We start from the raw sequence: 12,240 nt of genomic DNA, 5'->3' as shown, positions 1-12,240 counted from the left end.
TGTTTTTTCAACGCATGCTAAAAAAGTCCAAGTTAATTTTTTCTGTAATCCATTTAACTGTATAGTATAACTCTTAAACTAATGATGCAGGTTAATTGAGGAAAGTACTTAACAAAGGAGAATTGCAGATGTCTATGAACAGGTGGTTATTTCGATTCAGCAGTTTGCTTGTAATGATTGTATGGTGGATGTCTTTAGGATCCTCCCATGTATTTGCCTCAGTTACTGTCGTAACATCCCCCACCGATTTAACGAAAGTGATTGAGGTTGAACTAAATGATGATTACTTTAATCCAAATGTTATCACGATTCCGCTTGAAGGATCAACAACATTACTATTGAAAAATAAAGGTAAAAACGAGCACACCTTTACAGTGAAAAAACTCGGCATTGACGTCGTAATCGAGTCAGGAAAAGAAAAGAATATTACCGTGAAACCTAAAAATACTGGTACATATGAATTAATATGTCGATACCATCTTCTTAAAGGAATGGCAGGCAAAGTAATCGTCAAATAACATGCCCTGCCAATTAGGCGGAAGATATTTTGAAATGAACTTTAAATATGAAAAAAATTTATTATCATGTTACAAATTCAACTCAAAACTATTGAAATAAAAAGAAGTTCCAAAAGAGGAACTTCTTTTACTTAATTTCAATATCTGCAGAATGAATATGATGTACTTTCCCCTCATGATCCTCCAGAAGTAATACACCATCCTCTGTGATTCCTTTTGCTAACCCCGTAATTGTCTCTCTCATCGTTCGAGCGGTAATTTCTTTCCCGATGCTCACAGCGTAACTTTCCCAAAGAATTTTAATGACAGAGAAACCATTTTGTAAATACTCTTCATATAATTTTTCTAGTTGTAAATAGATTTGTTGCATAAGTTCTGCACGAACAATCGGCTTACCTGATTCAATCGCTAATGAAGTAGCAATGTGCTGAATTTCTTCATCAAAATGTTCTTGCTTTTGATTCGCATTAATACCGATGCCCATAATGACAGCATTAATTTTATCAGGATCCGCTTGCATTTCTGTTAATATACCTACAGCCTTTTTACCTTGAATTAAAATATCATTTGGCCATTTTATTCCTACGTTTACACCCGTGCATTTTTCAATTGCCTGTGCAACACTAACGGCCGCTAACAAAGTAAGTTGCGGTGCATGATGAACTGGTATTGATGGGCGTAAAATAATACTCATCCAAATCCCTGTTCCTTTTGGTGAATGCCATTTTCTGCTTAAACGACCTCTTCCCGCTGTTTGTTCTTCTGCTACAACGACTGTTCCTTCTTCTGCACCTTCATAAGCAAGTTTTGCTGCAATGTGCTGCGTTGATTCAACAGTTTCTTCAAAATACACTGTTCTACCAATCCGCTGCGTTTGTAGCCCTAACTGAATTTCATTAGCGGTCACTTTGTCTGGCTTACTTGCAATTCGGTAACCTAATCGACGCACAGCTTCAAGTTCATATCCCTCACTCCGCAGATCCTCCATATGTTTCCACACAGCAGTTCTTGAACAACCAAGTTTATCACTAATTGTTTGGCCGGATACAAACTCGCCATCCGCTTCAGAAAAAACTTGCAATAACTGCTTTCTTATAGTAGATTGCATCCTTGTAGCCACTCCCTTATACGCTCTTTCTCATTAACTACGTTTCCTTGTACGATTGCTTCTTCGATTTTCTGAAGCATCTCAGCAACCCACGGACCAGGCTTTTTGTTTGCCCAGTTTAATAAATCATTACCAGTCACATTCATTTCTTGACGCTCCTGGATTGGCAATGCATGAAACATTGATTGTACTCGTTCAACAGATGTAGGGTCATAGCGTTCAATCATCGCTTCATATACTCTCTCTGCCATTTCAGCGATATGAATTCCCGTTTTATAAAGAAGGACTGTATCCCAATCCTTCTCCTTTCTAGTACGGATTGTCAATAAAACTGCAACAATATCTTTTATTTTTTTATTCGAAAACTTCCATTGACGTAAAAAGACAGATGGATGTTCTTCTCCGATACAATATAAGAAAAATGCCCACGCCTCAATATCCGTTTCGAAAGAATCCCATTTATACTGCGTAGCTTTTAACAGTCTCTCTTCTGACATTTGTAAATATGGCAAATGAGAAAATAGCTTCGTCTCTACTAATTCTTTGAGACCTTTCACACAATATGTACCAGTTAACAGTTTCTCAAACTCTACTGTAATACGCTCAATTGCTATATGTTCTAGCAAATGCCCATACGTTTCAATCGCTTGCTTCGTTTTCATTTCTAATGAAAAACCTAACGTGCTTACAAACCGAATACCACGCATCATTCGCAGGGCATCTTCTTGAAAACGATCCGCAGCATTTCCAACTGTCACAATTTCTCTCTGTTGAATGGCTTCCTGTCCAGCAAATAAATCGACCATTTTGCCTTCTTCTGTCATAGCAATTGCATTCATCGTGAAATCACGACGTTTTAAATCCTCTTCTAATGAACGAACAAATTGAACACTACTAGGTCTTCGAAAATCTTCATATTCGCTTTCTGTTCGAAAAGTAGTTACCTCATAGGGCTCACCATTTTCTACAACAATTACAGTTCCATGCTCAAGACCAACAGGAACATTTCTTGGGAATATAGCCATCACTTCTTCTGGTAGAGCAGATGTCGCAATATCAATATCTCCAATCGGCCTATCGATAATAAGATCTCGTACGCTCCCACCAACAAAGTAAGCCTCATGTCCTTGTTGCTTTAATGTCTCAATAATAGAACTAGCTTTTTTAAATCTTTCCATTTTTGTCATCCCTTAGTACGTCATAGTAAATCGTTTCATATTGTGAAACAATTTTTTCTGAGCGAAATTGCTCATAAACACTTTCTCTTGCTCGTTCTCCCATATTACGGTGAAGTTCCTCGTCCTTTAATAGCTGAATAGCTTGATTTGCCACTCCTGTTGTATCGCCAACTTCACATAAATATCCTGTTTCCCCGTGTTGAATAACCTCTGGAATACCTCCAACCCGTGTTCCGATACAAGGTACACCACACGCCATTGCTTCTAATAAAACAAGACCAAAACTTTCCTTCTCTGATAGAAGCAACATTAAATCACTCATCGCAAGTAGTTCTGCAACATTATCTTGCTTCCCTAGGAATAAAACGCGATCTTCAATATGTAAATTCTTCACTATCTGTAAAATCGTACAGAATTCTGGTCCGTCTCCAACAAGAAGCAACTTCGCATCTACTTCTTTAACAATTTTAGCAAATGCCTGAACAACATCCTGCACACGTTTCACTTTACGGAAATTCGAAATATGAATAAGTACTTTTTCACTCTCACTTATACCATATTCTTTCTTTAATTGAGACATATTACGCTTGAAATATACACGTTCGTCTATAAAGTTATATACCGTTTGAATTTCTTTACTTGGTTTTACAAGCTCATGTGTTTCGTTAATTAATGAATGCGAGACAGCAGTAACAACATCCGATTGCTCAATACCAAAACGAATTAAATTATTTAACGAAGGGTCGGAACCTAACACAGTAATATCTGTTCCATGTAAGGTTGTAACAATTTTAATACGCTCTCCGATCATTTGTTTTGCTAAATATGCACAAATTGCATGTGGTATTGCGTAATGCACATGTAAAATGTCTAAGTTTTCTCTTTGTGCAACCTCGGCCATTTTACTTGCTAACGCTAAATCGTATGGTGGATATTGAAATACAGAGTATTGATTTACCGTCACTTCATGAAAATAAATGTTTGGATATACTTTATTTAACCGGAATGGTAAACCCGATGTAATAAAGTGAATTTCATGCCCACGTTCCGCCAATTGCTTTCCTAATTCTGTTCCAACAACTCCAGAACCACCTACAGAAGGATAACATGTAATACCTATTTTTAATTTCATTTACATCCCCCTAATAAATCAGCATGTAATAAAACCGGTTTCTTACTCATAAATCCCTCGGCATACAAGACTCCAACTTCTTTTCCAAACATCTTCTCACGAGCAATCACAGTTTCAACGTAACCTTCTGTTAACGGTGTCTTAACACCATCACTCCCTGTTGAAAACTGACTTTCATACGCTTCTAATGCTTCCACCTTTATAGAGAGGTACTCACTTATATCTATACAAAAATTCGGTTTATGAAAACCATTAATCATATAATTATAAAAAGACTCCACACGATGTGGTGAAAGTTCCGGCATATATTTACGGATTCCTGCTGAAAAAATAGCCTCTTCCACAAGCTTTGCACAATTTGCATGATCTGGATGGCGATCTTCATAGTACGGCGCAAAAACTAGTTTTGGTTTATATGTACGGATCACCTTGACAATTTCACGTATATACTCTTCTTTCATATACAAACCACGGTCTGGCATCGCTAAATTCAGCCTCGTTTTTACTCCCATTATACGAGCTGCGACCTTCGCTTCTTCTTTTCTCAACTCTATCGTTCCATTTGAAGAAAGATCAGCTTCTGTTAAATCACAAATACCTACTTCATACCCTTGCTTTGTATATTTAGCGATGGTACCAGCCATGCCGATTTCAACATCATCGGCATGAGCACCAAACGCTAATATATGTAATCCACTCATAATTGTTCCCCTCATTTTCTTAACTTACGATAATCTAAATCTCCTCGCTCTAATGCATGCATTAACATTTCAGCACTTGCCATATTCGTTGCAAGTGGAATCGCATATACATCACATAAACGAAGTAATGCATTCACATCCGGTTCATGCGGCTGTGCTGTTAATGGATCGCTGAAGAAAATCACCATATCTAAATCGTTCTTTGCAATCATTGCACCAATTTCTTGATCTCCACCAAGAGGGCCAGATTGATATCTTGTTACAACTAATCCAGTCGCTTCCATAATGCGAAGCCCTGTCGTTCCTGTTGCAAATAATTCATGTTGTTCAAAAATTGGTTTATATGCGTATGCAAACGAAACCATATCATTTTTCTTTTTGTCATGTGCGATTAAGGCAATTTTCATCCGTTGTCTCCCCTTTAGTCGATAATATTTTCTAAACCGTACACAAGATGATCAAGGTTCATTACTGTCTCAATTGATAGTTTTACACCTGACATAAATGATGCACGATTGAATGAATCATGACGAACTGTTAACATTTGTCCATCTCCACCAAACATTACTTCTTGGTGTGCAATAAGCCCTGGCAAACGTACACTATGAATGTGAATACCGTCTACATTTGCACCTCGTGCACCTGCTAGTTGCTCTACTTCATTTGGATGACCTTGCTGCTTTGATTCACGATTTTGGCGAATTAACTCTACCGTTTTTACAGCTGTACCAGATGGTGCGTCTAATTTTTGATCATGATGTAATTCAATTACCTCAACATCTTGGAAATATTTCGCTGCCATTTGTGAGAATTTCATCATAAGAACTGCACCAATTGCAAAGTTTGGAGCAATAATTGTTCCTACTGCTTTTTCTTTTGCATTCTCTGTTAAACGTGTCAATTCTTCTTCTGTAAATCCAGTTGTACCAATAACCGAACGAAGTCCACGCTCAACTGCAAGTGTAACGTGTTGTTTCCCCACTTCTGGTGTTGTTAAATCTAACAACACATCTGCTTCTACTTCATCTAAACAAGTATGTAAATCAGCGTAAATCGGCGCATGTAATGCTGGCATGCCAGGTAAATCAGAAATCTTCTCACCACCATGCTTATAATCCACCGCTGCTACTAAATTAAAATGTTCCGTTCTTTCCATAAGAAGGACTGCTTCATGTCCCATACGTCCTCTTGGTCCGGCGATAATTACTTTAATTTCTTTCATTATTCTTTCTCTCCCTCATCAATACGTGTCCAGCGATCTTTATCACGTGTATTAAATTTATTCATTACAATGTTATGTGCTGTCTCTAAATCAATATTTAAACTATTTGCCATACAAATCATAACAAATAATACATCTCCAAGCTCTTCTTCAATACTTCTTTCTTTTTCAGTTGTTTTCTTCGGTTTCTCACCATAATAATGATTTACCTCTCTTGCAAGCTCTCCCATTTCTTCCGTTAAACGAGCCATCATTGCAAGCGGACTGAAATAACCTTCTTTAAACTGACCAATATATGCATCTACTTCTTTCTGCATATCTTTCATCGTTTTTGCTTCCATACTATTCACCTCTAATCCTTCCTCTTTCATGTTAGCCAATTCATCGCGATTTGACAAATATTATTCCCCGCCAAACACCTATTTGCGACCCATTTTTGGATAGACTATAATAAAGTGAAACTTCTTTTGCGATTTTTTTGCAAAAGATTAGTTGAACTAATCGGGTTCCTACGGCTGGTTTGCCTTTCTTCAGAGCTTTATCTCCTACCAGCCGTTGGTACGGGGTAAAGTGAAACTTCTTTTGCGATTTTTGCAAAAGATCAGCCCACACCAACCGGGTTCCTACGGCTGGTTTGCCCCTCTTCTTTGCTTCATCTCCTATCAGCCTTTAGAGCGGGATAAAGTGAAACTTTCTTTTGCACTTTTCACAAAAAATCAGCCCACATCAATCAGGTTCTTACTATTTTCACTAGCAACTAGAAATTACTTATTATTATGTTTTACCGTTTCAGCGGAGCAATGCAATCATTACATAATTAGGGGGATTTCTATATGACATCAAAATTGAAGATGCGAAATATTATTTTTATTTTAATTGGTTCCGCTATATTTTCTTTCGGTATTGTCAATATCAATATTGAAAACCACCTTGCAGAGGGTGGGTTTACTGGTATTACACTATTATTGTATTTTTTATTTAAGTTTGATCCTTCCTACTCAAACTTAATTTTAAATATCCCTATATTTTTTATTGGCTGGAGGTTACTTGGCAGAACGACATTTTTATATACATTAATTGGAACCTTTAGCGTATCTTTATTTCTATGGATTTTCCAGCGTTACGAAGTACTCAACTTACATTTAAACTTGCAAAATGATATGACACTCGCAGCTTTATTCGCCGGGGCATTTATCGGTATCGGCCTTGGAATAATATTTAAATATGGCGGGACTACTGGCGGTGTAGATATTATCGCACGACTAGCGCACAAATATGTTGGCTGGAGTATGGGGAAAACAATGTTTATGTTTGATGCTGTCGTTATCGTCGTCTCTATTCTTACCTATTTATCATACCGTGAGGGCATGTATACGCTAGTTGCTGTTTTTATCGGTGCTAAAGTCATTGATTTTATGCAAGAAGGAGCTTATGCTGCCAAAGGAGCGACTATTATCTCAGAGAAAAACGATGAAATTGCTGCCAAAATTTTATCTGAAATGGAGCGCGGAGCAACCTTTTTAAAAGCTGTTGGATCGTATACAAAAGTGGAACGTAATGTATTGTATTGCGTTGTTGCTAAAAATGAAATCGTGAAATTAAAGAATATCATTACTTCTGTAGATCCTCATGCTTTTGTCGCTGTAAGTGATGTACATGATGTAGTTGGTGAAGGGTTTACGTTAGATGAAAATAAAAACCCTTTACATAATTAAATATAACTAGAAAAGCGCCTTAGCTTTTCTAGTTTTTTATTACAAGTCTTTTAAGCTTCTCAAAATCCTCATGAATAAACTCCAATAAACTCCGATTATAAAAAATGGAAGCTGGATGAAAAGTCGGAAAAACATGATATTCTTTCTCTGACCATGTAAACTCTGCACTTTGCATATCCTTTAATTTTTGAATGGGCTGTTTTAATAATTGCCCGTGTACATCTGTGATTTTTTTATTTTTTCCTGTTAAACGTTGAAGACCGATATTTCCAAGCGTGACGATAAGCTTCGGATGTATTTTCTCTAATTCATAATCTAACAAAGGCGCATGGGCAACTATTTCTCCCTGATTTGGCGTTCTATTATACTTTTTTTGTATGATTTCACCATTTCGTTCTTTTTTCTCTCGCCATTTATAAGGTCTACTCCGAACAGCGCTCGTAATATATACTTCTTCCCTTGTAACGTGGATACGCTCTAAAAAAACCATTAATTGTTTTCCCGCCCTCCCGCTAAACGGAATCCCATTATGAATTTCTGTTTCACCAGGTGCTTCTCCTAACAACATAAATTTGGGATTTTCAGGACCTTGTCCACTTAAAAAACCTTCTAGTTGATAAGGAGCACTACGCTTTTGCACTTGTTTTACTAAATGGTCTGGATATTTCATTTCCCCCACCACCTTTCCGCATTACTTCTATTATTTCTATTTGCAATACATTATATAATTCAATCCACACAACAAAAAAAGACTATCAAAATTGATAGTCTTTAGTCGTCGCTACGCTGCATACCAGTATACATTAATACGAGACGTAATAATTCAAATACAGCTACAGCTGCAGCTGCTACATATGTTAATGCTGCCGCATTTAATACTTTACGAGCTTGCCCATATTCATCTGTTGATACAATACCTAACGCTTCAATTTGTTGCATTGCGCGCTTTGACGCATCAAACTCAACTGGCAATGTAACGAGCTGGAACACAACACCTGCTGCCATTAAAATGATACCTAATAACAATAGTTTTGACATTGTCGCAAATATACCAATCATAATAAATACCCATGATATATTCGATCCAAAATTAGCCACAGGAACTAACGAATGACGAATACGCATAAAGTTATAATCTTGTGCATCTTGAATTGCGTGTCCTACTTCGTGTGCTGCAACTGCTGTACCAGCAACTGAATGTCCATAATAGTTATCTGTTGATAATCGAACCGTCTTAGCGGTTGGATCATAATGGTCTGATAAATGACCTGGTGTTTCTTCTACAGCTACGTTGTATAATCCATTTTCATCTAAAATTTTTCGAGCCACTTCCGCTCCTGTCATACCTGATGTTGAATAAACTTGTGAATACTTGCTATAGGCACTACGTACTCTTGACTGTGCATACAACGGTATGATCATTATGATCGCGAAGTAAATTAAATAAAACATCATGAACCTCCATTGAAGTTTTAATTATAGTACTTCTCATTCTATTTTCTTCTGCCACTATTGTCAATGAATAAACCTTACAATCCATATCTTTATTTATTGCATTATCTATTTTTAGAATGTACATTACTTTTTCTTTTTTCTCTCTCTCCTTTATACTTTCTCCATCCAACATAAGTTAATGTGAATAAAATAAGTCCCCCAGTAATTGTCATAAACCAAATGAGAGAGGGTGCAATTTCATCTTTTTTTACTGTGTGAAATATCTTTTGCAAATCCCCTTTAATAATCCCTAATTGCATTTGGCCGCCTTTCGTTTTTAACATAACGTTACGAAATTCATCTAAATAAGATAAATGAACATTTACACGCTGGACCTCGTTTTCTGGCAAAGCAATCATTAAGCTTGGATAAATAATATTGAATTCATTTAAAAACGTATTTAACGTTTGTTGAAACTGCCCAGCATCTTCTTTTTCCATCGCTTTTTCCATTTGAGAAAAGGCATCCATTACTTTCCTTTCTCTTTCCATCCAAAGTGGTTGATATTTCGATACTTGTGCATCAACAGCAAGTTGTAATGCCAGCACATTATCAATTTTAGCTTGCTTACCTAAACCTTCTTCAGAGAGCGATTGTTGCGCCTTATCGTAAGCTAAAGAAATAACTCTAACTTGATCTGGTGTTACTTCCTGCTTCTTTTCATTCCCCTTTATTAAAAACTGCTCCGAGAAATGTTGTAATACTTGTACCGCTTTTTCATCTTCATTACGCTTCACTAACTGTAACGAGTCGTCTAACAACCCTGTTAGCTCATTCCACTCTTCAGCATATATACGTAACGGAAACATTATAATTAGAAATGCTATCAATCCAATTAATGTTCTCTTCATCCCGGTCCCCCCTTAACTACTAGTACAAAATATGTTAATTTGGACAAGAATAGAACAGAACTAGACCGAAAAATATATTATCGTTTTACAAAGAAAAAAATTCTCTTTAAGCAGAGAATTTTTTCTGTGACATCCTTTTCTTTTTTACGAGATATCTATATAAACTGTAACAAAGTATACTCCCACCTAAAATGAATAATAAAATAGCACACGCAGCATGCATAAAGAACTCTTCTGGTAACATTAATATAATTGGATCCTTTTCAGGATCAAAAACCCAATAATCATTACTAAATAAAAGTTTATGGAATAATACAAAACTCTTTTCAAAATTAATAGCAATTGGTAACATAAGCGCTATCGGAAAAATGATTGTTAAAATCGATCCGTGCAGTAAAAACTTTTCATTTTTCTTTTTTAATAAATAAATTCCGCCTATCACTGCAATCATAATTGTCGCATACATCACATATTGAATCTTTACTAAAATATTTTTAACATCTACAAAATGAATACGGCCATTTGTGGACATATCTAATGTGGGCAAATGTAATGCTCCGTCATAAAACGGGGATAAATATGTAATAAGCACATCGTAATTTCTTTTAATTTCATCCTTCGTCATATCCGCTAAATCAGGAATATTTAAAAAATCAATTTCAAAATAATACAACCATTTTCCATACACAACTGCCGTTGTTGCGAGTGCAAAAATAGAAAATGCTATGCTATATGAAACAACTAAAGTAATCAATCGATCCAATATTTTTGTACCACTCTTATTTTTCTCCATGTTCTCCCCCTAAATGTTCTAACCATCATAAAGAAAATTGTTTTCTTTGCTCACGTAAGCAACAATAATATGTAATACATAGTACAGCAATACTTAACCAAAACGTAAAATAACCAATTTCCTCTACAAACAAATGCATAATTCCATATCGCGGCATTTGCCAAAATAAATAATCAATTGCATCGTTATGCAACGTCCACACAGCTGCTACTATAAAATGCCATTTTTTTATACGATAGAATGGAGCATATAAAAATCCTTGTATTGCCATCGCGAAGTGCGAAAGCATTAACATGTAGCCCATAAAGCCTATAGGCCCTTTTACGTAAATCATAATCGCGTTTACAACAACAGCCCAAATACCATATTTTATTAAAGTTACAATCGCTAACGCTTCTATTAATCCCCAGTTTCTCTTTGCCAAAAAAGCAATTAAAACAAAGACAAAAAAGAGAGTCGCCATAGGACTATCTGGTACAAACGGCCAAAATATAGGTGACGTTTCTTTCAATTGATTTCCGTACCATATAAATCCATAAATTGTACCTAATAAGTTAACAATTAATAAAAATAATAATACCGAGCGTTGTCTTAACATTGCATACAAGTACACCAATCCGTATGTCCAACACCTTTCAAGCAAAGTAATTCATTCACTAAATCCTACTCTATTATAACAAACTTCATCCAACTAAATAGAAAAGCTGACTACAAATTTTGTAGTCAGCTTTTTTATTATTTTTTATTATACTTTGCAACGAATTCCGAAAGCTTCTTCAGTTCCTCATCCGTACCTTTAAATACACCTTTAGGCATTGAACCTTTTCCCTCTTTCGCAATTTTAGCAATTTCTTCTGGCTTTAAAGTTAAGTTTTGCAGTGCCGGTGCTGCTGCCCCGCCTTGTAAATTGTCACCATGACATGTTAAACAAGTATTTTTTTGCATTAATTTATAGCCATCATCATTTTTATCAACTGGCGCTGTTTTTACAATTGCTCCTTGTTTTTTTGCAGCTTCCCAGTCGTGGTGTGCTACAGATTCCCAAGTTAAAAAGATAATCGATGCAATTGCTAAAAGCATAAATCCAGTTGCCACAGGACGCTTCAATGGACGTCTTTCTGGACCTCGATCAAGAAATGGAGCTAACAGTAATGCTCCAAACGCAATCCCTGGCATAATAAATGCTCCAATTACAGTAAATGAACCGGAAGCATACGAATACTTTAATAACTGATACAAGAATAAGAAATACCAATCTGGAAGTGGTATATATCCAGCATCTGTTGGGTCCGCCATTCTCTCAAGCGGCGACGGATGCGCCACTGTTAAACATAAATAACCGATTAAAAAAACTGCACCAACCATCCATTCTTTTAACAAGAAGTTCGGCCAAAATGCTTCTGTTTTCCCTGGGTATTCAGAATAGTCTTTTGGAATATTTGGTTTCCGAGCTACTGGTACCCGAGAATCTCCTACAAACTTCATCCCTTTGCCGCGATGCATAATCTCCCTCCTTTAGTTCTTTCCC

Annotated in this window: 15 protein-coding genes; 2 read left to right on the top strand and 13 right to left on the bottom strand. The window is 36.3% G+C overall.

Translation table 11 applies throughout. The features are described 5' to 3' along the window. The first annotated feature begins 128 nt into the window (after positions 1–128). The gene (locus tag MHH55_RS01980) at positions 129–518 is read left to right on the top strand and encodes a cupredoxin domain-containing protein (protein ID WP_000062391.1); all 390 of its coding nucleotides are present in this window, start codon (positions 129–131) and stop codon (positions 516–518) included. Between the two features lie 127 nt (positions 519–645). Here MHH55_RS01980 and MHH55_RS01975 read toward each other — a convergent pair whose 3' ends face one another. The 7 genes from MHH55_RS01975 to MHH55_RS01945 are packed head-to-tail and all read right to left on the bottom strand — an operon-like array spanning position 646 to position 6,200. Then, positions 646–1,626, bottom strand: coding sequence for a biotin--[acetyl-CoA-carboxylase] ligase (locus tag MHH55_RS01975; RefSeq protein ID WP_078186182.1), 981 nt, complete (start codon positions 1,624–1,626; stop codon positions 646–648). Beyond that, positions 1,611–2,804, bottom strand: coding sequence for a CCA tRNA nucleotidyltransferase (locus MHH55_RS01970; protein ID WP_000439321.1), 1,194 nt, complete (start codon positions 2,802–2,804; stop codon positions 1,611–1,613). The genes MHH55_RS01975 and MHH55_RS01970 overlap by 16 nt, the downstream gene beginning before the upstream one ends. Then, on the bottom strand, positions 2,791–3,936 hold the full coding sequence (gene bshA / locus MHH55_RS01965) for an N-acetyl-alpha-D-glucosaminyl L-malate synthase BshA (protein ID WP_000768305.1): 1,146 nt from the start codon (positions 3,934–3,936) through the stop codon (positions 2,791–2,793). The genes MHH55_RS01970 and bshA overlap by 14 nt, the downstream gene beginning before the upstream one ends. Next, complete coding sequence (gene bshB1, locus MHH55_RS01960; RefSeq protein ID WP_000015673.1) at positions 3,933–4,637, bottom strand: bacillithiol biosynthesis deacetylase BshB1; 705 nt, start codon at positions 4,635–4,637, stop codon at positions 3,933–3,935. Before bshB1 ends, bshA begins: the two co-directional genes overlap by 4 nt. 11 nt (positions 4,638–4,648) lie before the next feature. After that, on the bottom strand, positions 4,649–5,044 hold the full coding sequence (mgsA, locus tag MHH55_RS01955; protein ID WP_078186183.1) for a methylglyoxal synthase: 396 nt from the start codon (positions 5,042–5,044) through the stop codon (positions 4,649–4,651). 14 nt (positions 5,045–5,058) lie between these two features. Beyond that, positions 5,059–5,859: a dihydrodipicolinate reductase gene (gene dapB / locus MHH55_RS01950; protein WP_000658813.1), complete on the bottom strand. Its 801-nt coding sequence runs from the start codon at positions 5,857–5,859 to the stop codon at positions 5,059–5,061. Beyond that, positions 5,859–6,200: a nucleotide pyrophosphohydrolase gene (locus MHH55_RS01945; protein WP_002108639.1), complete on the bottom strand. Its 342-nt coding sequence runs from the start codon at positions 6,198–6,200 to the stop codon at positions 5,859–5,861. The genes dapB and MHH55_RS01945 overlap by 1 nt, the downstream gene beginning before the upstream one ends. Before the next feature lie 492 nt (positions 6,201–6,692). On the opposite strand from MHH55_RS01945, the gene MHH55_RS01940 reads away from it, so the two are divergent. Beyond that, complete coding sequence (locus tag MHH55_RS01940) at positions 6,693–7,574, top strand: YitT family protein (protein ID WP_000202121.1); 882 nt, start codon at positions 6,693–6,695, stop codon at positions 7,572–7,574. A gap of 28 nt (positions 7,575–7,602) precedes the next feature. Here MHH55_RS01940 and MHH55_RS01935 read toward each other — a convergent pair whose 3' ends face one another. The 6 genes from MHH55_RS01935 to qcrC form a co-directional block, all read right to left on the bottom strand. Next, a complete protein-coding gene (locus MHH55_RS01935) occupies positions 7,603–8,244 on the bottom strand; it encodes a uracil-DNA glycosylase (protein WP_000876877.1) in 642 nt (213 codons plus the stop codon). A gap of 101 nt (positions 8,245–8,345) precedes the next feature. Beyond that, complete coding sequence (locus MHH55_RS01930; RefSeq protein ID WP_011109966.1) at positions 8,346–9,029, bottom strand: zinc metallopeptidase; 684 nt, start codon at positions 9,027–9,029, stop codon at positions 8,346–8,348. A 101-nt stretch (positions 9,030–9,130) separates the two neighbouring features. Next, positions 9,131–9,919, bottom strand: coding sequence for a sporulation protein YpjB (gene ypjB / locus MHH55_RS01925; protein ID WP_000831584.1), 789 nt, complete (start codon positions 9,917–9,919; stop codon positions 9,131–9,133). 106 nt (positions 9,920–10,025) lie between these two features. After that, entirely contained in the window at positions 10,026–10,712 is a 687-nt protein-coding gene (gene lit, locus MHH55_RS01920; protein WP_000414378.1) for a lipoprotein intramolecular transacylase Lit, read from the bottom strand. A gap of 25 nt (positions 10,713–10,737) precedes the next feature. After that, complete coding sequence (locus tag MHH55_RS01915) at positions 10,738–11,328, bottom strand: DUF1405 domain-containing protein (protein ID WP_134266030.1); 591 nt, start codon at positions 11,326–11,328, stop codon at positions 10,738–10,740. A gap of 119 nt (positions 11,329–11,447) precedes the next feature. Further along, complete coding sequence (gene qcrC, locus MHH55_RS01910; protein ID WP_000554603.1) at positions 11,448–12,215, bottom strand: menaquinol-cytochrome c reductase cytochrome b/c subunit; 768 nt, start codon at positions 12,213–12,215, stop codon at positions 11,448–11,450. Between the last annotated feature and the right edge of the window lie 25 nt (positions 12,216–12,240).

It is taken from the genome of Bacillus sp. FSL K6-2944, from assembly GCF_038005385.1.
In the GTDB taxonomy this organism is placed as follows: domain Bacteria; phylum Bacillota; class Bacilli; order Bacillales; family Bacillaceae_G; genus Bacillus_A; species Bacillus_A cereus.
The sequence above is the reverse complement of the archived record's forward strand: the minus strand, read 5'-3'. Positions and strand labels throughout refer to the sequence as shown.

Coding starts and splice junctions, on each gene's coding strand:
- MHH55_RS01980 (WP_000062391.1), top strand. CDS start 129: ATGTCTATGAACAGGTGGTTATTTCGATTCAGCAGTTTGCTTGTAATG.
- MHH55_RS01975 (WP_078186182.1), bottom strand. CDS start 1,626: ATGCAATCTACTATAAGAAAGCAGTTATTGCAAGTTTTTTCTGAAGCG.
- MHH55_RS01970 (WP_000439321.1), bottom strand. CDS start 2,804: ATGGAAAGATTTAAAAAAGCTAGTTCTATTATTGAGACATTAAAGCAA.
- bshA (WP_000768305.1), bottom strand. CDS start 3,936: ATGAAATTAAAAATAGGTATTACATGTTATCCTTCTGTAGGTGGTTCT.
- bshB1 (WP_000015673.1), bottom strand. CDS start 4,637: ATGAGTGGATTACATATATTAGCGTTTGGTGCTCATGCCGATGATGTT.
- mgsA (WP_078186183.1), bottom strand. CDS start 5,044: ATGAAAATTGCCTTAATCGCACATGACAAAAAGAAAAATGATATGGTT.
- dapB (WP_000658813.1), bottom strand. CDS start 5,859: ATGAAAGAAATTAAAGTAATTATCGCCGGACCAAGAGGACGTATGGGA.
- MHH55_RS01945 (WP_002108639.1), bottom strand. CDS start 6,200: ATGGAAGCAAAAACGATGAAAGATATGCAGAAAGAAGTAGATGCATAT.
- MHH55_RS01940 (WP_000202121.1), top strand. CDS start 6,693: ATGACATCAAAATTGAAGATGCGAAATATTATTTTTATTTTAATTGGT.
- MHH55_RS01935 (WP_000876877.1), bottom strand. CDS start 8,244: ATGAAATATCCAGACCATTTAGTAAAACAAGTGCAAAAGCGTAGTGCT.
- MHH55_RS01930 (WP_011109966.1), bottom strand. CDS start 9,029: ATGATGTTTTATTTAATTTACTTCGCGATCATAATGATCATACCGTTG.
- ypjB (WP_000831584.1), bottom strand. CDS start 9,919: ATGAAGAGAACATTAATTGGATTGATAGCATTTCTAATTATAATGTTT.
- lit (WP_000414378.1), bottom strand. CDS start 10,712: ATGGAGAAAAATAAGAGTGGTACAAAAATATTGGATCGATTGATTACT.
- qcrC (WP_000554603.1), bottom strand. CDS start 12,215: ATGCATCGCGGCAAAGGGATGAAGTTTGTAGGAGATTCTCGGGTACCA.